Origin of the sequence: Nocardia arseniciresistens (assembly GCF_046764875.1) — a bacterium.
Lineage (GTDB): Bacteria > Actinomycetota > Actinomycetes > Mycobacteriales > Mycobacteriaceae > Nocardia > Nocardia arseniciresistens.
In genome coordinates, this window is sequence record NZ_JBKORD010000001.1 from 359,027 (window position 1) to 377,171 (window position 18,145).

At 66.4% G+C, this 18,145-nt stretch carries 17 protein-coding genes; 7 read left to right on the top strand and 10 right to left on the bottom strand.

Annotation, left to right across the window (positions count from 1 at the left end):
• Nucleotides 1-48 precede the first annotated feature (48 nt).
• Nucleotides 49-1,245 (bottom strand): DUF885 domain-containing protein, encoded by a 1,197-nt coding sequence (locus tag ACLMAJ_RS01680; RefSeq protein ID WP_412011638.1) that lies wholly within the window; start codon nucleotides 1,243-1,245, stop codon nucleotides 49-51.
• A 180-nt stretch (nucleotides 1,246-1,425) separates the two neighbouring features.
• Between ACLMAJ_RS01680 and coaA the strand changes: the two genes are divergently transcribed.
• Nucleotides 1,426-2,358 (top strand): type I pantothenate kinase, encoded by a 933-nt coding sequence (gene coaA / locus ACLMAJ_RS01685; protein ID WP_412011639.1) that lies wholly within the window; start codon nucleotides 1,426-1,428, stop codon nucleotides 2,356-2,358.
• Nucleotides 2,359-2,396: 38 nt separating this feature from the next.
• Here coaA and ACLMAJ_RS01690 read toward each other — a convergent pair whose 3' ends face one another.
• Nucleotides 2,397-3,185 (bottom strand): isoprenyl transferase, encoded by a 789-nt coding sequence (locus ACLMAJ_RS01690; RefSeq protein ID WP_412011640.1) that lies wholly within the window; start codon nucleotides 3,183-3,185, stop codon nucleotides 2,397-2,399.
• 113 nt (nucleotides 3,186-3,298) lie between these two features.
• Here ACLMAJ_RS01690 and trhA point away from each other — a divergent pair, with 113 nt between their 5' ends.
• From trhA to ACLMAJ_RS01705, 3 genes are all read left to right on the top strand, one after another.
• Nucleotides 3,299-4,012: a PAQR family membrane homeostasis protein TrhA gene (gene trhA, locus ACLMAJ_RS01695; protein ID WP_412011641.1), complete on the top strand. Its 714-nt coding sequence runs from the start codon at nucleotides 3,299-3,301 to the stop codon at nucleotides 4,010-4,012.
• 66 nt (nucleotides 4,013-4,078) lie between these two features.
• Nucleotides 4,079-4,282, top strand: a complete 204-nt coding sequence (locus tag ACLMAJ_RS01700) for a hypothetical protein (RefSeq protein ID WP_412011642.1) — start codon at nucleotides 4,079-4,081, stop codon at nucleotides 4,280-4,282.
• Nucleotides 4,283-4,331: 49 nt separating this feature from the next.
• Nucleotides 4,332-5,951: an adenylate/guanylate cyclase domain-containing protein gene (locus tag ACLMAJ_RS01705; protein ID WP_412011643.1), complete on the top strand. Its 1,620-nt coding sequence runs from the start codon at nucleotides 4,332-4,334 to the stop codon at nucleotides 5,949-5,951.
• Nucleotides 5,952-5,962: 11 nt separating this feature from the next.
• On the opposite strand, the gene ACLMAJ_RS01710 is transcribed toward ACLMAJ_RS01705, so the two are convergent.
• From ACLMAJ_RS01710 to ACLMAJ_RS01720, 3 genes are all read right to left on the bottom strand, one after another.
• Nucleotides 5,963-6,394 (bottom strand): nitroreductase family deazaflavin-dependent oxidoreductase, encoded by a 432-nt coding sequence (locus tag ACLMAJ_RS01710; RefSeq protein WP_412011644.1) that lies wholly within the window; start codon nucleotides 6,392-6,394, stop codon nucleotides 5,963-5,965.
• A gap of 45 nt (nucleotides 6,395-6,439) precedes the next feature.
• On the bottom strand, nucleotides 6,440-8,605 hold the full coding sequence (locus tag ACLMAJ_RS01715; protein ID WP_412012014.1) for a thioredoxin domain-containing protein: 2,166 nt from the start codon (nucleotides 8,603-8,605) through the stop codon (nucleotides 6,440-6,442).
• Nucleotides 8,606-8,906: 301 nt separating this feature from the next.
• Nucleotides 8,907-9,836: a LysR family transcriptional regulator gene (locus ACLMAJ_RS01720; RefSeq protein WP_412011645.1), complete on the bottom strand. Its 930-nt coding sequence runs from the start codon at nucleotides 9,834-9,836 to the stop codon at nucleotides 8,907-8,909.
• A gap of 137 nt (nucleotides 9,837-9,973) precedes the next feature.
• Here ACLMAJ_RS01720 and ACLMAJ_RS01725 point away from each other — a divergent pair, with 137 nt between their 5' ends.
• Complete coding sequence (locus ACLMAJ_RS01725) at nucleotides 9,974-10,795, top strand: inositol monophosphatase family protein (protein WP_412011646.1); 822 nt, start codon at nucleotides 9,974-9,976, stop codon at nucleotides 10,793-10,795.
• Nucleotides 10,796-10,826: 31 nt separating this feature from the next.
• On the top strand, nucleotides 10,827-11,423 hold the full coding sequence (locus ACLMAJ_RS01730) for an NADPH-dependent F420 reductase (RefSeq protein WP_412011647.1): 597 nt from the start codon (nucleotides 10,827-10,829) through the stop codon (nucleotides 11,421-11,423).
• Nucleotides 11,424-12,018: 595 nt separating this feature from the next.
• On the opposite strand, the gene yjfF is transcribed toward ACLMAJ_RS01730, so the two are convergent.
• The 4 genes from yjfF to ACLMAJ_RS01750 are packed head-to-tail and all read right to left on the bottom strand — an operon-like array spanning nucleotide 12,019 to nucleotide 16,676.
• A complete protein-coding gene (yjfF, locus tag ACLMAJ_RS01735) occupies nucleotides 12,019-13,041 on the bottom strand; it encodes a galactofuranose ABC transporter, permease protein YjfF (RefSeq protein WP_412011648.1) in 1,023 nt (340 codons plus the stop codon).
• A complete protein-coding gene (locus ACLMAJ_RS01740; protein WP_412011649.1) occupies nucleotides 13,038-14,132 on the bottom strand; it encodes an ABC transporter permease in 1,095 nt (364 codons plus the stop codon). Before ACLMAJ_RS01740 ends, yjfF begins: the two co-directional genes overlap by 4 nt.
• Nucleotides 14,129-15,673 carry a sugar ABC transporter ATP-binding protein gene (locus ACLMAJ_RS01745; protein WP_412011650.1) on the bottom strand — a complete coding sequence of 515 codons (1,545 nt, stop codon included), beginning with the start codon at nucleotides 15,671-15,673 and terminating at the stop codon, nucleotides 14,129-14,131. Before ACLMAJ_RS01745 ends, ACLMAJ_RS01740 begins: the two co-directional genes overlap by 4 nt.
• A 40-nt stretch (nucleotides 15,674-15,713) precedes the next feature.
• A complete protein-coding gene (locus ACLMAJ_RS01750; RefSeq protein ID WP_412011651.1) occupies nucleotides 15,714-16,676 on the bottom strand; it encodes an ABC transporter substrate-binding protein in 963 nt (320 codons plus the stop codon).
• A 136-nt stretch (nucleotides 16,677-16,812) separates the two neighbouring features.
• On the opposite strand from ACLMAJ_RS01750, the gene ACLMAJ_RS01755 reads away from it, so the two are divergent.
• The gene (locus ACLMAJ_RS01755; protein WP_412011652.1) at nucleotides 16,813-17,862 is read left to right on the top strand and encodes a LacI family DNA-binding transcriptional regulator; all 1,050 of its coding nucleotides are present in this window, start codon (nucleotides 16,813-16,815) and stop codon (nucleotides 17,860-17,862) included.
• On the opposite strand, the gene ACLMAJ_RS01760 is transcribed toward ACLMAJ_RS01755, so the two are convergent.
• Nucleotides 17,822-18,088 (bottom strand): aldose epimerase family protein, encoded by a 267-nt coding sequence (locus tag ACLMAJ_RS01760; RefSeq protein WP_412011653.1) that lies wholly within the window; start codon nucleotides 18,086-18,088, stop codon nucleotides 17,822-17,824. The two genes, ACLMAJ_RS01755 and ACLMAJ_RS01760, sit on opposite strands and share 41 nt — an antisense overlap.
• Nucleotides 18,089-18,145: the final 57 nt, after the last annotated feature.

Here is an 18,145-nt window from a genome sequence, read left to right on the forward strand (position 1 = left end):
CCTCAAACGACGCGCCCAGTGGGTGCGTGCGCCGCTCGAATACTCGGGTTACATGACGCGCACTGCGCCTGGAGTCAGTGGCTCGTCGAGGAGACGGCGGTAGCGGTCGGCGCGATCCTCGGAGGTCGACGCGCGATCGAGCCAGCCGCCGAGGAGGCGGTAGCCCTCGACGTAGGTACTGATGTAGGCCCGCCACAGCGGTGAGGACAGGAAGCGCAGCGACTGGCGGGCACGCTCGGGAGTGATCAGGCTCCAGCGCTGTAGGAACTGCGCGACCTCGTCGGCGTCGCGATGCCGGTCGTGGAGCAGCAGGGCCGCGTCCTGTCGCACGCCGAGTAGCTTGCCCGAAGCAATCGACAAGCGTTCCGCACGTTCGCCATCGAAGCGCATGCCGAGGTCGGCGTAGATTTCCTGCGCCCACTTTCCCCAGCCGGGTCCGACGATCGCGCCGAGCGCGAGGTCGGCCAGGCCCTCGGCCATGAGGCACTGCGGGGTGTTCACCAGGAAGAGCGTCTGTTCGGCCTGTCCGGTCGCGACAAGTCCGGCTTCCTTGCGGCAGTGCTCGGTGTGGTGGCCGGGGTAGGACTCGTGCGCGATGAGGTGCGGCAGGTTCGCCATGTGCTGTTTGAGATCGGAGTTGATCGCCACCGTGGATTGGTAGTTGCCCAGGTAGTAGTTGAATCCGGACCACGGCTTGTCGCCGACCACTTCATAGGTGACGTGCTCGTTGTCGGGCAGTGGGTAACGCTCTCGCACGAGTTCGCGCAGTGCGCCGGAGAACTCTTCGACACAGGCGCGCAGGCGCTCCGGCGGAATCTCATCGGCCTTGCGGTGTGCGGCGATCCGCTCTTCCAGCGGTCCCTCGCCCGCCAGCACCTCGTCCATTTGCCGGTGGGCGTCCCGATAGTCCTCTTCGTCGCCCGGCGCGATGTCGACATCGAAGTAGGCGCGGACTTCCTCGACGAATCCGATGTCGTCGCTCGCGAACTTGCGACCGGAACATTCCAGCGCGCGCAGGTGCACGTCCAGGAACTCGGTCCGTTCCTGCGCGAGTCCGGCCGTCGGCAGTTCGGCGCGCAGCGCGGCGGCACGACGGGCCAGCTCACGCGGGCGCGGCGCAGGCGCGTTCTCGACCTCGCGGCGCAGTACCGGATCACCGGTATAGGCGTCGACGAAACCTTCCTCCAGCCGGTCGAAGGCCAAACCGAGTTGCAGGTACTCGGTCACGAGCGGATGCGCTTCCATGCCGCTCGACATTAGCCGCTCGCCGCCCCCACATCGACCGGTTACCAACCGGTAGTAGTACCCCACTTTCCACCCGCTGTTGACGCGGAGCAGAATTCGGCTATGCGGCCAGAGCTAGACCGAATCTCACACAGGCGCCACGTTATGTGTGCGTGTTTGCCTAACAGGAGCGTCGGATAAGTGGCACGAATGAGCGAGCCGAGCCCGTATGTGGAATTCGACAGAAAACAGTGGGGCACGCTGCGGAAGTCGACCCCACTTGTGCTCACCGAAGAAGAACTGATCGGTCTTCGGGGCCTCGGCGAACAGATCGACCTCGAAGAGGTCGCTGAGGTCTATCTGCCGCTCGCCCGACTTATCCACCTCCAGGTCGCCGCACGTCAGCGACTGTTCGCCGCGACCGCCACCTTCCTCGGCGAGAAGCATCCCGACGAACAGGTGCCATTTGTCATCGGCGTCGCGGGCAGTGTCGCGGTCGGCAAATCCACCACTGCCCGCGTGTTGCAGGCGCTACTGGCTCGGTGGGACCACCATCCGCGTGTGGATTTGGTCACAACCGACGGATTCCTCTATCCCACAGCCGAACTGAATCGGCGCGGGATCATGCACCGCAAGGGCTTTCCGGAAAGCTACGACCGCCGTAAACTGCTCCGCTTCGTCACCGAGGTGAAATCCGGCGCACCGGAAGTATGTGCGCCGATGTATTCGCATATCTCCTACGACATCATCCCCGACAAGTTCCACTGTGTACGTCAGCCCGACATTCTCATTGTGGAAGGTCTCAACGTCTTGCAAACAGGTCCGCGACTCATGGTCTCGGACCTGTTCGACTTCTCGATCTATGTCGATGCCCGCATCGAGGACATCGAGAAGTGGTATGTCCAAAGGTTTCTCACGCTCAGGGAAACCGCGTTCGCCGACCCGAACGCGCACTTCCACCACTACGCCGGATTCACCGACGAGCAGGCGACAGCCACCGCACAGGAGATCTGGAACTCCACCAACCGCCCCAACCTGGTCGACAACATCCTGCCGACCCGCCCACGAGCCACCCTCGTCCTGCGCAAGGACGCCGACCACACCATCAACCGCCTGCGCCTACGCAAGCTGTAGCCCGTCCGTCAGCCGCGTCGGGCGCTGCGCTCGTGCCGTCAGACTCCGAAGCGACGATGTCGGGCGGCGAAGTCGCGCAGGGCGCGCAGGAAATCCACCCGGCGGAACTCCGGCCAATACGCCTCGGTGAACCATATTTCCGAGTATGCGCTCTGCCACAGCAGGAATCCGGAAAGTCGCTGCTCGCCGGATGTGCGGATGACCAGGTCGGGGTCCGGCTGACCGGAGGTGTACAGGTGCTGGCCGATGGCGTTGACGGTGATCGACTGCACCAGGTCCTCGCCGGTCTCACCCGCCGCCATCTCCTGGCGAACCAGCTTGCGAACCGCGTCGGCGATCTCCTGCCGACCGCCGTACCCGACGGCCACATTCACGTGCACCCCGTCGCGGCCGCTGGTGCGTTCGGCGGCGGTGCGCAGCCGCTTGGCGATCAGCTCCGGGAATCCCTCGAGCGAGCCGACGATGCGCACGCTCCAGTTCTGCTCATGGTCGGACAGTTCCTCGACCACATCGGTGATCACCTCGAAGAGGGTTTCCAGCTCATCGGGATCGCGCTGTAGGTTCTCGGTCGAGAGCAGATAGACGGTGACCATCTCGATGCCCTCGTCGGCACACCAGCCCACCAGCTCGGCGATCTTCAGCGCACCTACTCGATGACCGTGGCTGACATCGGTGAAACCGTTCTCCCGCGCCCAGCGGCGGTTACCGTCGCACATCACCGCGACATGCCGGGGATGTTGTTTGCCGGCCAGCTGCTTCGACAGCCGCGCCTCGTAGATGCGGTATGGCAAACCACGCACCGGACTCGGAAACTCCACGGCGACCAACAGTACGCCTCACCGGCAAGATACCGGCAGCGACCGTGCATCCCGTACAGTGACGGACAGCCCGTAACTTACGGTACCGTAGGTTACTGGACGGTACAAACAGGAGGTAACTGGTGTCCGAATCTGCCGCCGCCGACGGCGCATCCGTCGCGGTTCCCGGGACGGCAGGCCGAGAACCGGCAATACCGCTCGGCAAACCTCGACTGCGCGGCTGGATACACACCTGGGCGGTCGGCATCGCGGCAGTCGCGGTGATCGTGCTGGTCGCGAAGGCAGCGACCATCTCGGCGACCGCGGGCTGGTCGACACTGGTCTACGGGCTGACGGTGTGCGGCCTGTTCGGGATCAGCGCTGTCTACCACCGGGTCACCTGGCCGACCCCGAAGGCACGCATCAGGATGAAGCGCGCCGACCATTCGATGATCTTCTTGTTCATCGCGGGCAGCTACACCCCGTTCGCGTTGCTCGGGCTGCCCGGACGGACCGGGCAGACGCTGCTGCTGGTGGTCTGGGTCGGCGCGCTGGCTGGTGTCGCGCTGAAACTGCTGTGGCCGACGGCCCCACGCTGGGTGGGCGTTCCGCTGTATCTGCTGCTCGGCTGGGCCGTCGTTCCGGTCGCCGGGCAACTGAACTCGCACGTCGGCATCGCGCCGCTGATCCTGCTCTTGATCGGTGGGCTCATCTACAGCGGTGGCGCGATCCTCTACGCCACCAAATGGCCCAATCCGTGGCCGACGGTGTTCGGCCATCACGAGTTCTTCCACGCCGCGACCGTGCTCGCCGCGCTGTGCCATTACGTCGCGATCTGGCTGGTCGTACTGCGCTGACCGGCCGCGCGGCCCGAAGTGAGAATAAGGTCGGACACGAGGTAATCCGATTCGGGGCGGCAGGCAATGGCACAAAAGACGACCGACACCGGTAGACGGGTCACGGCTCGGCAGCTGGTCGGCGGCGTGAGCGCGGAATTCGCCGGCATGTCCGACGAGATCACCAGGAAACTGCCGTTGTCGGCAGCCCTGTCTCTATGCTGCTCGTTCGTGTTCCCCGTCGCTGCGCTCCGCAGCATCGCGCTGCCGGTGAAGGCGATCCTGATATGAACCTGTTTGCCCGGCCGCCGACGACCTCGCGGCAAGGCGTGCGAACGCGATGATCGCCAAGCTGGTCGTCTGGGCGCTGCGGGCACGCTGGGGTCTGGCCGCGGTCGTCATCACCTGCAACCTCAGCGGCCTCGCCGTCATCGTCACCGAGCTGTGGCTGAGCGGCTTCTTCAACAGGCTCGGCCCGGACACCCTGCACGCCATGGCTCTGGTCGCCATCTACCCCGCACTCGGATTCCTCGTCGGTATCGCACTCGCGATCCGCGACCGGACGGTGTACTTCGGCTGGCTCGACGAAGGACGCGAACCCACAACGGACGAGGCACATCGCCTGTTGCGGCTACCCATCGCCATCACAACGCGCGCCCTTGCCCTGTGGCTGCCGGGTGTGATCGTGTCTGCCGTGGCGTTCGCGCGGGTGACGCCCCAAAACGACCTTGCCGTCATGATGTCGATGTTCATCCTGGGCGGATTCGAGTCGGCCGCACTGACTTTCCTGATCGTCGACCGGCTGATCCGGCCGACCATTCCGATCGTGGCCGCGGTGCTCGGCGCGACGATGCACTGGAGCTCTACGGTCTTCGTCCGGGTGGTACTGACCTGGGCCGTGTCGGGGGCGGTGCCGCTGCTGATGCTGATCGTGGTGCTCGCGAATCCGGTATCGAGTACCTCCGACCGCATCCGGACGGGCATCTATGTCGCCGCGGTCGGGATCGGCGTCGGCGCGCTCGCCACCGCGACGCTGGCGCGCGCCGTCGCCGCCCCGCTGCGGATGCTGCGCCGCGCACTCGACCTGATCACCCGCGGTGAACTGGATGTGCGCGTCCCGGTCGGCAGCGCAAGTGAGATCGGGCGACTCGAGCACTCGGTCAACGAACTCGCCGCGAATCTGCGTGAGCGGATGCGGATGCGGGATGTGTTCGGCAGGCACGTCGGCGCGGAGGTCGCCGCACGCGCGCTGGCACGCGGGGTCGATCTGACCGGTGATGTGCGGGTGGTTTCGGCGCTGTTCGTCGATGTCACCGGATCCGTCGAACTCTCCACCGGGCTGCCACCGCAGGAGTTCGTCGCCAAGCTCAATCGGCTGCTCTCGACCGTCGTCGCGGCGACTGAGGAGAACAACGGGCTGGTCAACAAGTTCGAGGGCGATGCGGCACTGTGCATCTTCGGAGCACCGATCGCCCTGGGGGACAATGCAACCCCCGCCTTACGCGCGGCGCGTCGGATCCGCGACGAGGTGATCGCCACCGGCGAGCTGGACATCGGCATCGGGGTCGCGCTCGGCCTTGTCTTCGCCGGAGACGTCGGCACCGATACCCGTTTGGAGTACACCGTCATCGGCGACGCGGTCAACGAGGCGGCCCGCCTGACCACCGAAGCCAAGGAAGTTCCACGGCGAATCCTGGTGAGCGGGTCGGCGATCGCGGCGGCAGCACCCCACGAGCGGTCGAAATGGACGCTTTATGAGAACATCCTGCTGCGTGGCATGCCGGAACCTACGCCGTGCTGGACCGATGTCGACTCCGCCGATGCCACCGCGCAACCCGGGACCAACGGAAGCGACTCGGACGCCGCGCTCGTTGTCACCCAGACTTCCGGCAGCACCGATCCGGCAACCGATCGCAGCCCGATCGCGGAGATCCGCACGGCGGCAACCGAAGCCGAGTGAGGTGGCCCGCGCTACTTACCCGCAGGGGTCAGTGCGATGGTGGGAAACTGACGGTCGGTCTTGGTGCGGTACTGCGCATAGCCGGAGTACATCGCATCGAGCTTCGACCAAAGCTCGGACCTCTCCTGGTCCGATACCTCGGCGGCAACAACCGAGATGATCTCACCACGGACCTGAATCGTCGTCTCCGGCTTGGCTTTCAAGTTGGGCCACCAGGCCGGATCAGTCGCCGAACCACCATTGGACGCGACGACGATGTAGCGCTCGCCCTCACGCAGATACAACAGCGGTGTCGTGCGTTCCTTACCGGTCTTGCGTCCCACGGTGTGCAGCAGCAGCACCGGAGCACCGAACATTCGACCCCCGACCCTGCCTTTGCTCGCTCGATAGATGGCGGCGTTCAACCCGGTGAATACCTTCTGCATCGTTGTCTCGAAGCTCATCTCGCGAGCCTAATAGGCTCAGCCGGAGCGAAGGCGGAGGTACGCTCAATCGCGCTCGACTTCCTCGGCCTCCAGAGCCGACCGGACGTCGTCCCCGGTCGAGACCGGTAGGTCGCAGACGGAGCCTCGGCAGACGTACACCGCCGCCGCGCCATTCACCAGCGGCCGATCGGCCAGCAGTGGCACCGAGTCCGGTTCGCCCGCGATGATTACCGAGCCCCCTGGCGCCCATCGCCTCGCGGCCGAGAGCAATCCGCGCTCGTCCTCGAACTCGCGGGCGCCCGGCGCGGTGGCAGACAGTTCGGCGCCACCAAGATATGCGCCGCTCGGGCCGACAATGGCGACCTGGAGCGGGCCACGCAGGGCCGCCTCGGCGACGGTCAACCATTGACCTGCCGAACGCGGCGCACGGGCGAGCACTATCGCGCCGCGGGTGAGGGTCAGGTCGGCCAGTTCGCGGTAACGCACCGCATCGACCGGATCGCTTGCGGCGCTTGCGGTCAGGAGTGCTTCGGCAAGCGCGGAGGCGCCCGCGGGGGTGGCGCCGTCGATCGGATCGCGCGGGCGGGTGACGAGGGTTTCCGCGTCGTCCGCGGTGTCGAACCAGCTGCCCGGCGAATCGGAGTCGGCGAAGTGCTCGATTGCCTTGTCCAGCAGGCGTTGTGCGTCCGCGAGCGCGCTCGATTCGCCCGTGGCCTGGTGCAGGGCGAGCAGCCCGACGGCCAGCCACGCGTAATCCTCCAGCACGCCGGGAGCCGCGCCTGCGACGCCGCCGAGGGAGGTTCGGAGCACCCGATCATCGACGACATGCTCGGCGAGCAGATAGCGAGCGCAACGCGCTGCGGCCGCCACCCATTCCGGGTGGCCGTGCGCGGCTCCGGCTTCGGCCAGCGCGGTGATCGCCATCCCGTTCCATGCTGTCACCACCTTGTCGTCGCGTGCGGGCTGCGGGCGGCGGTCGCGCGCTTCGCGGAGGGTGTCGCGAATGCGCAGGAAACGCGCCGGGCCGTCCGGATCGACGGGCACTGTCGCCTTGATGGCGTCGGGATCGGTGTATCGGGTGAGGATCGAGGTACCCTGCTCGAAATTGCCCGCCGTGGTGACTCCGAAAACATCTGCGGCCCAGGCACCGTCGATGGAGCCGAGCTCACCGATCAGTTCGGCCGGAGTCCACACATAGGTAGCGCCCTCGACTCCGGGGCCGTCCGGTTCCAGGTGGGTGTCGGCATCCAGAGCGGAGGCGAAACCGCCTTGTTCGGTACCGAGATCGTCGAGCAGGAAGCCCACGGTCTCCTCCGTGACGCGCAGCGCGAGCGGCCGCGCGAGGACCGTCTCACCCCGTGATGCGAAACCCGTCCGTCGCGCCAAATGTGCGTACGCGCGCAGCAATTGGGCGTTGTCGTAGAGCATCTTCTCGAAATGCGGTACCAGCCAGGCATCATCGACGGAGTAGCGCGCGAAGCCGCCGCGCAACTGGTCGTAGATGCCGCCGCGCGCCATCGATTCGGCAGTGTGGGTCACCGCCTCGATTACCGCGGGATCACCGGTACGCTCCCAGCTGCGCAGCAGTCCCTCCAGCAGCGCCGAGGGCGGAAACTTCGGCGCGCCGCCGAAACCGCCGTGCTTGTCGTCCACATCGCGCAGCACGGCGGTCACCGCGTGGTCGAGCAGTTCGGCGGTGATGCCGAAATCGCCCTCGGGCAAACTGGCCGCTTGCGCCCGCAATGCCTCGGTCACCTGAGCGGATGCCTTGGTCACCTCATCGCGCCGGTTGAGCCAGGTGTCGGTGATGGCGGCGAGCAATTGAGTGAAGGACGGCATCCCCCCACGCGGCAACTTCGGGTAGTAGGTGCCGCAGTAGAAGGGTTCACCGTCCGCGGTGAGGAAGCAGGTCATCGGCCAGCCCCCCTGACCGGTCATGGCCACAGTGGCATTCATGTAGACCGCGTCCAGATCGGGCCGCTCCTCCCGGTCCACCTTCACACAGACGAAGTTCTCGTTCATCAGCGCCGCGGTCGCCTCGTCCTCGAAGGACTCGTGCGCCATCACATGGCACCAGTGGCAACTCGCGTATCCGATCGACAGCAGAATCGGCACATCACGCTCCGCCGCCTCCGCCAACGCCGCAGCATCCCACTCGCGCCAATCCACCGGATTGCCGGCATGCTGACGCAGGTAAGGCGATGTCGCACTAGACAATTGGTTCACGATTCCAACCTTCCACACCTCGAGCGCGCACAGCGTGACCCACTCATAACCCCGCGGGGCCGAATGACACGCGACCGGTGAGACACCACATCGCCTCCCATCCGCCCACGTCGCGACCCGCCAGCACATAGGACTAGTTGCATCGTCATTGTCCCAATCGATCCGACCAGCCTGACAGGCAGGCGGCATACAGTTGGCTCCAACCGCGACCAGCGCCAATGCGAAGCACTCGATGCTCAGACCTACACCACGCACCGGCCGGAGCAGCAGCCCCCAGTGGCCGGCCTCTCTGCGTCGGCAGGTGTCAATGCGCCGTCTGACCCTGACCCTGTCCTCTCATCGCACTGGTCAACGCGGTCCGCGCCAGATCGCGTAGCCAGATGTGTGCGGGGTCGGTGTCATAGCGCTGATGCCATGACAGGTATGCCCGGGCCGGTGGCAGGTCGAATGGGAGCGGGAGCAGGACCAGGCCGAGATCTGCGGCGACTGAACGCGCCGTGCATTCAGGGGCGGTGACGAGGAGGTCGGAGCCGCGCACGAACTCGAGCGTGGCTCGTTCGGTGGGCGCGGTCGCCACCACGCGTCGGGTGAGGTCGAGCCGCGCGAGTTCCTCGTCGAGGATGTTGGTGAGTTTTCCGCGCCGCGAGACGGTGATGTGCTCGGCCGCGGCGTACCGCGCGGCGGTGACGGTCTCGATATGGGTGAGCGGGTGATCGTGCCGTACGACGATGACGTGCGGGGTCTCGGCCACCTGATCGGAGCGAATCTCGGGTGCGGTCGGGCGGTCCGCGTTCGCGGCGAGGTCGACTTCGCCGCGGCGCAGCTCGGGGGTGTCGATGCTCGATTCCGCGATGAAGCGCAGACGTACGCCCGGCGCTTGCTCGCGCACGGCGGTGAGCAGGGCGGGGCCGCTGAGGGCGACCAGTGCGTCATGCCAGCGCAGCGTGAAGGTGCGGTCGAGCGTCGCGAGGTCGAGTTCGCGGCTCGGCGCGAGCACGCCCTGGACCTGCATCAGCAGGTCGTGCACCTGTTCCCGGACCGCGAGCGCGTAGGGCGTCGGGGTCATCGTGCGGCCTGTGCGCACCAGTATCTGATCGCCTGTCGTGCGCCGGATTCGGCCGAGGCTGCGGCTCATCGCGGGGGCGGTGACGTACAGGCGCTCGGCCGCGCCGGCCACGCTGCCTTCCTCCAGGAGAGCGTCGAGCGCGGCGAGCAGATTCAAATCCAATTGCATGAGAGTCATGCTAGCCGTGCTTTACATGCACTTGATGTTAATGATTGCCGCTCTTAATGTTCGAGGTGCGGGCGCAAGAAGCCACGATTCCTCGCCCGGTTGACCTCATTACCCTTGCTCGGATTGGAGCACCCGTCATGCCCGAAAGAATTCAAAACACCGGTGTTGCAACATCTTCCGACGCCGAACTGCTCGCACAGACCGCAATCGCCGTACGCGCGGCGAGTTCGGGGCTGCGGGAGCGCTTCGGCGACGTGGTCCGGTACGAGACCCGCGAAGAGCTGATGCACGCGCTTGCCGCCAACGACGATACGGTTCTCGACATCCTGCGTCCCCGCCTCGAAGCCTTGCGCCCGGACGCTCACTGGGTGGGGGAAGAGTTGGACGGCGGCGCGCTGCCGGCCGGCGAATGGTGGGTCGTGGATCCGGTCGAAGGCAACGTCAACCACCTACACGCCCTACCGGAGTGGGCGGTGACCGCCACCCTCGTGCGTGACAACCAGCCGGTGCTCACCGCGGTCCATCTACCCCTGACCAGCGAGACCTACACAGCGCTCGCCGGCGGCGGCGCCCACCTCGACGGTCGGCCGCTGCACGTGTCGGGAACCAAGGACCTCGGGCTGAGCATCGTGGCCACGAGCCAGGCCAGGCCGGACGAGGACGAGAAGGTCGTGCGACGCGTCGGCTCCTCGATCACCGAGATGCTCATCGACGCGCTCGTGGTGCGCATAGCCGTGCCCGCCACCCTGCATCTGGTGAATGTGGCCGCCGGCCGGATCGACGCCTTCTGGCAGTTCGCCGGGGGCCGCGCGGATTTGCTTCCCGGGGCGCTGCTCGTCGCCGAGGCCGGCGGACGGATCTCCGACGCCGAGGGCCGCCCCTGGACCTTGGGGAGCGACAGCTTCCTGGCCGCGGCGCCCGGCATGCACGCCGATGCGGTCGCCACACTCTCCCGCTGACCAGAACCCAACAACCAGAAGGACTTTCACCATGAGCAAGATCGCCATTCTCGGCGTCGGCCGCGTCGGCGGCGGCCTGGCCACCGCTCTCACCCGGGCCGGGCACACAGTAACCGTGGCGGACCGCTTGCCGGGCGCCGCGGCCGACGCTGCCCGGACAGCACAGATCGTCATCAACGCCACGCCGGGCAACAGCTCGCTGGAGCGGCTCGCCGCGCTGCGCGAGCAACTGCGCGGCAAGATCCTCGTCGACGTCTCCAATGCCACCGTCGACGGACCGGACGGACTGCCCGCCGCTCTCGTCTACCCCGGCTCGAGCCTCGCGGAGCAACTCCAGGCAGCGCTCCCCGAGACGCACGTCGTCAAGACGCTCAACACGATGCTGTTCTCGGTGATGACCGCGCCCGCTACGCTCACCCAGCCGCCCACCGCGTTCCTCTCCGGCGAGGACCCGGAGGCCAAGCAGGTCGTCGGAGGGCTGCTCGCGGACCTCGGCTGGCACCAGGAGTGGATCACGGACCTCGGCGGTATCGAGACCGCACGCGCAGCCGAAGCCGCGATTTTGTTCGTACCGCACGTAATCCGATCCACCGGATTCGCACCCTTCGCGATCTCGATCGCTCGCTGATCCGCACAGACGGCGTCGCTGACGGTGCCACCACACCGTCAGCGACGCTCTACCTCGACCGCGAACAATGCCGGACCACTTGAGCCCGAGCGCCGGATTTCGTAAAAATTATGCGACCTACGCGGACGCTGCCCCGCGGGTCGATGCTTCATGCTGCCATGGGATCAGCCTTGCGATCGGATCAGTCGAACCGCGTCCAGCAGGGTCTGGTGGGCGGTCGTCGAGTCGTCCAGGTTCTCATGGGCCTTATAAGACGAGTTGCGCGACCGCGGCGCACACTACGTCAAGGCTCGAATCCCTATCCGAAAAGATCATCCACGCCCTGCAATGCCAGGGGCACGACCACTAGAGGAGACGCGGTCGTCGGTCACGCCGAGATCCAGGACACCGCCGCGACCGAGTGCACGCGCGCACTGATCCGCAAGAAATACGGCATCCTGGGCGCACTCTTCACATGGGCGGGCCGACGCCAGGGTCCGAACCATACCGTCGGCATTTCCATCGCAGCCCCCCCAACCGATACTCGACTGACGAAAATCAGCCCGCGACACCTGCAGAGCGCGCGAGGCGGGCAAATCCATCTACCCGTAGGGACTCAGCCTTGCCCGCGGGCGCGGCCGCCAAGGACACGCTGCAGCAGGATGAATACCAGCAGCAGGGTGCCGATGACGATCTTGGTCCACCAGGAGCTCAGGGTGCCCTGGAAGCTGATGATGGTCTGGATGACGCCGAGGGTCAGGACGCCGAGCACGGTACCCAGGACGAATCCGGTGCCGCCAGAGAGCAACGTGCCGCCGATGACCACCGCAGCGATGGCGTCCAATTCCATGCCGACCGCGTGCAGGCTCCACCCGGAGAGGGTGTAGAAGGTGAACAAGATACCGCCGAGGGCCGAGCAACCACCGCTGATGGCATAGGCGACAATCTTGGTGCGCGCCACGGGAAGTCCCATCATGACCGCGGACTGCTCGTTGCCGCCGAGGGCATAGACGGTGCGACCGAGACGGGTGTAGTGCAGCACCACGAAGGCAGCTGCCACTACGGTGAGCGCCACCAGCATGCCCACCGAGACGAAGACGGTGGAGCCGAGATGGATGCGCTGCTGGGCCAGGTGGGTGTAGGTGGGGTCGGTGATGGTGATCGAGTCGGTGCTGATCACATAGGACAGCCCGCGGGCGAGGAACATGCCCGCCAGGGTGACGATAAACGGCTGGATCTCGAAGTAGTGGATCACCGCGCCCATGCCCGCGCCGAATACGGTGCCGCCCACCAGGATCAGTGCCATCACCACCGGGGCTGGCCAGTGGTACACCGTGACCAACCACGCCGAGATCACGGTGCTCACGGCCAGGACCGCACCGACGGACAGGTCGATGCCGCCGGTGAGGATCACGAAGGTCATGCCGACGGCCAGGACCAGCAGAAAGGCGTTGTCGATGAAAAGGTTCACGAAGACCTGCGGGTAGCCGAACGCCGGGTAGCGCGCGACGCCGACGCCGTACATGATCACGAACAGCGCCGCGGTTACCAGCACGGGCGTATAGCGCTGACCGTGCAGCACAAGGCTTTTCAGCTCCGAGACCGGCCGTTCGGCCTCGTCGACGACGGGGGCGTTCATCGGTTGACCGCTTCCTGTTCGCTGGGCGCGGCGGCTACCGCGCCGTCTTCGGTGTCGGGCGCGGTCGGTGCCGCACGCTGCCGGTCCGGGCGAGCGGGGAACACCTTGGCCCGGAACACCGGTGATTGGACCAGGCAGACCGCGATCACGACCAGCGCCTTGAACAGCAGCGTGATCTCCGGCGGCACGCCGATGGTGTAGATGGTGGTAGTCAGCGTCTGAATCACCAACGCGCCCAACACTGTTCCGCCGAGATGGAACCGGCCTCCGGTGAGCGCCGTGCCCCCGAGCACGACAGCGAGGATGGCGTCGAGCTCGATCCACAAACCGGCGTTATTACTGTCGGCGGCCGAGACATTGGAGCTGATCACGAGACCGGCCACCGCCGCGCAGCAGGCGCACACCACGTACACCCCCGCGATCAGCACGGCCGCCCGGATTCCCACCAGCCGCGAGGCCTCGGCATTGCCGCCGACCGATTCCAGCAGCAAGCCAAGGGCGGTGCGCCGCAGCAGCAACGCGACCAGCACCGTGACCACGGCCGCGATCAGCACGGGCACCGGCACGGCGAGCAGGAAGCCCGCGCCGATCACGTGGTACGGACCGCTATTGACGGTGATGATCTGCCCCTGGGTGATCAGCTGGGCCAGACCGCGCCCGGCCACCATCAGAATCAGTGTGGCCACGATCGGTTGAATCCGGAAGCGCGCCACCAGGATGCCATTCCACAGTCCCAATGCCGCGGCCACGACAACGGCCACCCCGCCGGCCGCGAGCACGCCGCCCATCGATCCCGGATCCGACAGCTTTTCGATGCGCAGGCAGGCCAGTGCCCCGACGATGGCGACCACCGCGCCCACCGACAGATCGATTCCCCTGGTGGCGATGACCAGGGTCATGCCCACCGAGATCAGTACCAGCGGGGCGCCATAGCGCAGGATGTCGATCGGACCGCCGTAGAGATGACCGTCCTGCATACGCACGGCCAGGAAGTCGGGGGTGTGCACGACATCCACGGCCAGCAGCACCAGCAGCGCGGCCACGGGCCACACCAGGCGGTGGCGGATCAGTGCGGATGCCCATGCGCTCATGAGATCGACCCGCTCGCAATGGTTTCCATGAGCCGGTTCATGGTCAGTGTCGCGTCGTTGGGCAGCTCGGCGACCAGTCGGCGGTCGCGCAGCACTTCGACCTTGTGGGACAGACGTAGCACCTCCTCCAATTCGGCGGAAATGAACACCACGGCCATTCCTTCCTCGGATAACGACAGCACCAGGCGCTGAATCTCGGTCTTGGCGCCGATATCGATGCCGCGGGTGGGCTCATCGAGGATCAGCAGCCGCGGCTGCGTCACCAGCCATCGCGCCAGCAGGACTTTCTGCTGATTCCCGCCCGAGAGGGCCTTGACCGGAAGGGCCGGATCGGCGGGGGTGATACGCAGGGCCGCAATGTATTTCGATACCCATTCCGCCCGCTTGCGGGCCGGGATCGGCCGGGCCCAGCCGCGCGCGGCCTGGGCGGCAAGCAGGATGTTCTCCGCCACCGACAACTCGAGGATCAACCCTTGAGTCTTGCGATCTTCGGGGCAGAAGGCCACGCCGTGGGCGACTGCGGTGCGCGGTGATCGCAGCGGGGCGGTCGCGCCGGTCATCGCGACGCTGCCCGTTGCCGCGCGATCGGCCCCGAACAGCAGCCGAACCGTCTCGGTGCGCCCGGACCCGAGCAGCCCGGCCAGGCCGACCACCTCGCCAGCGTGCACCGTCAGGTCGAAGGGCGCGACCGAGTTCCGCCGCCCGCTCACCCCGGTGGCGGTGAGCAGCGGCTCGGGTTCGCCGGTCCGGGTGCGCGGCCCGTCATGTTGTGCGCTCTCCATTTCTATTTCTTCGAGGGTTCCAGCCGCGCTACCGAGCATGCGGGCGACGAGGGTCTTGTGTGTCAGCTCGGCTACCGCGTACTCCCCCACCAGGGTTCCGTTGCGCAGCACCGTCGCCCGATCGCACATGGCGAAGATCTGATCTAGGAAATGGGTGACGAACAGGATGGCGACCCCATCGGTGGCCAGGCGGCGCATGAGCGCGAACAGCTGCCCCGCCTCACCGGCGTCCAATGACGAGGTGGGTTCATCCAGCACCAGCACGCGCGCGTCCAGGTCGACGGCCCGTACGATGGCGATGAGCTGTTGCACCGCAAGCGAATACGAGCCGAGCGGCGCGGCGACATCCACCTCCAGCCCCATCCGGGTCACCAGCGCCGCTGCCGCCCGCCGCATCGCACGGAAGCGCACCAGTCCGGCCCGACGCGGTTCCCTGCCGATGTAGATGTTCTCCGCGACCGAGAGATTCGGGCACAGGTTCACCTCCTGGTAGACGGTGCTCACCCCGGCGCGCTGGGCCTGCTGCGGCCCGGTAAAGCGCACCGGCTGCCCGTCGAACAGAATGGTTCCGGCTTCGGCGGGGTGAATCCCGGTGAGCACCTTGATGAGAGTGGATTTGCCCGCGCCGTTCTCCCCGACCAGGGCGTGGATCTCGCCGGGGAACAGTCGCAGGTTCACCGCCGTCAGCGCGGTCACCGCGCCGAATCGCTTGCCGATGCCGGTCATGGACAGCAGCGGCGCGGTCGTGGAGTCCGACATCGCTTGCACCTCAGTCTCTTCGAGCAATCCCGAGCCTCGATCAGTACTTGCGGCTCGGCAATGCCGCGGCGGCCTGTTCGGGAGTGAAGGTGGTTTCGGTGGTAACGATGCGATGCTCCACCGGCTGCCCCGCCTTGACCTTCTCGAGCAGGTCCATCAGTTGCGGGCCGAGCAGCGGATTGCATTCCACGACATAGCTTTCCTTGCCGTCGACAAGAGCCTGCAGCGCGTCGTGCACACCATCGATGGATACGATCTTGATGTCCTTACCGGGCTTCAGACCGGCCTCCTCGATGGCTTGGATCGCGCCCAGGGCCATGTCGTCGTTGTGGGCGAACAGCAGATCGATCTTCTGATGCGAGGCCAGGAACGCCTGCATGACCTCCTTGCCCTTGGCGCGGGTGAAATCGCCCGTTTGCGAGGCGACGATCTTGAATTTGGGGTCCGCCGCAATCAGGTCGGCGAAGCCCTTCTTGCGATCGATGGCCGGGGCGGAACCCGTGGTGCCCTGCAACTCGGCGATGTTAACGGTCTCATTCGAGCTCCCGTAGGTGTCGACCACCCACTGCGCGGCCTTCTTGCCCTCCTCGACGAAGTCCGAGCCGAGGAAGGTGACATACAACGAGGGATCCTTGGAATCGACGGCGCGATCGGTTAGGATGACCGGGATCTTGGCGTCCCTGGCCTCTTTCAGCACGGTGTCCCATCCGGATTCGACCACCGGCGAGAAGGCGATGACGTCGACGCGCTGCTGGATGAACGACCGGATCGCCTTGATCTGGTTTTCTTGCTTCTGTTGCGCGTCAGCGAATTTCAGATTGATCCCGGCGTCCTTGGCGGAGTCCTGGATGGATTGGGTATTGGCGGTGCGCCAGCCGCTCTCGGCTCCGACCTGGGAGAATCCGAGGGTGGTTCCACCACCTCCCGAACTGCTTCCGCAGCCGGCCACCGCGGCGGTGGCGAGAGTGAGAGCGCTGACGACGATGACGAGCCTCTTGAACACGAGGTGTCTCCCTTGCGACGAACAATTGATGATGGGAAGATCCTGATAGTGTTAACGCTCACATTGATCTCGTCAAGAGTCTGATCAAACCCGTACCCTGGTTCAATCCGAACGAGACAGCCGAAAGGGCGCGCATGTGAGGGACAACGAGAGAGTTGCCGATGGCGCTGCCCCGCAGCGTGACCGGCCCGCGGTCATGATCGACGTGGCCAAGCGGGCAGGGGTCTCCCATCAGACCGTCTCCCGAGTGCTCAACGACAGCCCGCGGGTGCGCCCGGAGACCCGCGAGCGGGTGCTGCGCGCGGTCGAGGAACTCGACTACCGGCCCAATGCCATGGCCCGCGGCCTGGCGAGCCGCCGCTCGAAGGTGCTGGGAGTGGTCACTTTCGACACCGTCCTCTACGGCCCGGCGTCTATGCTGCTCGGCATCGAGCGCGCGGCACGGGCAGCGCACTACGGCGTCAGCATCGCGACCTTGCAGCGCGCCGACCGCGCCGAAGTCCTCGACGCGGTCGAGACATTGGCCGACCAGGGGGTGGACGGCGTCATCATCATCGCGCCGCTGGTGGTCGCGGCGGCGGCGCTGCACAGCCTGCCCGCCACGCTGCCTGCCGTCGCCGTGGAGGCCGGGCAGGACGCCGGTCTGCCGTCCGCGTCCGTGGACCAGGTCGAGGGCGCACGGCTGGCCGTGCAGCACCTGCTGGACCTGGGACACGAAACCGTCTGGCACATCTCGGGTCCCAATGGCTGGCTCGAGTCCCGCGACCGCGTGGACGGGTGGCGGCAGACTCTGCAGGCCGCGGGCGCGGTGGTGCCGCCGATCATCGCCGGAGACTGGAGCGCGAGATCCGGGTACGAGGCAGGCCCGGTGCTGGCCGCACAACCCGGGGTGACCGCGGTCTTCGCCGCCAATGATCAGATGGCACTCGGGTTGTTGCGGGCCCTCGCCGAAGGCGGGCTCCGGGTGCCGGAGGACATCTCTGTGGTCGGGTTCGACGACATCCCCGAAGCGGCCTATCTGTCGCCGCCGTTGACCACGGTGCGCCAGGACTTCGACGAGGTCGGCCGCTGCAGCATGCGAATGTTGTTGAGGCTCATCGAATCTGACGGCGCGCCACTCGAATCCCCGCAGGTCGTGCCCATTCTCATCGCGCGCGACAGCACCACCGCGCCGCGCGCACGTTGATCCGAATCTCGGTGCAGGGGCCCTGCCGCGGCTCGATACGCATGCCGGCGGGCAGATAATCGGGTCCGCGCTGCTCCTGCCAGCTCGGCGCGAAGTCGATTTCAACGGGCTCAGCACCCGGGCCAAGCGAACGATTGAACCACGGTTGCCATCCGGCTTGCGCGGGAAAGGCATCCGCCTCGGTCGCCACTTCGAATGCCAGCGTGAGCCCCTCCTCGGCGACCATGAATCGGGCACCAGCTGCAACACCACCATCCCGACCACCGCCGCCGTTGCCGCCCCC

What these genes read in the sequence shown, in the direction of transcription:
- ACLMAJ_RS01680 (WP_412011638.1), bottom strand. Translation starts at nt 1,245, where the DNA reads ATGGAAGCGCATCCGCTCGTGACCGAGTACCTGCAACTCGGTTTGGCC.
- ACLMAJ_RS01700 (WP_412011642.1), top strand. Translation starts at nt 4,079, where the DNA reads ATGGCACAAAAGACGACCGACACCGGTAGACGGGTCACGGCTCGGCAG.
- ACLMAJ_RS01705 (WP_412011643.1), top strand. Translation starts at nt 4,332, where the DNA reads ATGATCGCCAAGCTGGTCGTCTGGGCGCTGCGGGCACGCTGGGGTCTG.
- ACLMAJ_RS01710 (WP_412011644.1), bottom strand. Translation starts at nt 6,394, where the DNA reads ATGAGCTTCGAGACAACGATGCAGAAGGTATTCACCGGGTTGAACGCC.
- ACLMAJ_RS01720 (WP_412011645.1), bottom strand. Translation starts at nt 9,836, where the DNA reads ATGCAATTGGATTTGAATCTGCTCGCCGCGCTCGACGCTCTCCTGGAG.
- ACLMAJ_RS01725 (WP_412011646.1), top strand. Translation starts at nt 9,974, where the DNA reads ATGCCCGAAAGAATTCAAAACACCGGTGTTGCAACATCTTCCGACGCC.
- ACLMAJ_RS01730 (WP_412011647.1), top strand. Translation starts at nt 10,827, where the DNA reads ATGAGCAAGATCGCCATTCTCGGCGTCGGCCGCGTCGGCGGCGGCCTG.
- yjfF (WP_412011648.1), bottom strand. Translation starts at nt 13,041, where the DNA reads ATGAACGCCCCCGTCGTCGACGAGGCCGAACGGCCGGTCTCGGAGCTG.
- ACLMAJ_RS01740 (WP_412011649.1), bottom strand. Translation starts at nt 14,132, where the DNA reads ATGAGCGCATGGGCATCCGCACTGATCCGCCACCGCCTGGTGTGGCCC.
- ACLMAJ_RS01745 (WP_412011650.1), bottom strand. Translation starts at nt 15,673, where the DNA reads ATGTCGGACTCCACGACCGCGCCGCTGCTGTCCATGACCGGCATCGGC.
- ACLMAJ_RS01760 (WP_412011653.1), bottom strand. Translation starts at nt 18,088, where the DNA reads ATGGTCGCCGAGGAGGGGCTCACGCTGGCATTCGAAGTGGCGACCGAG.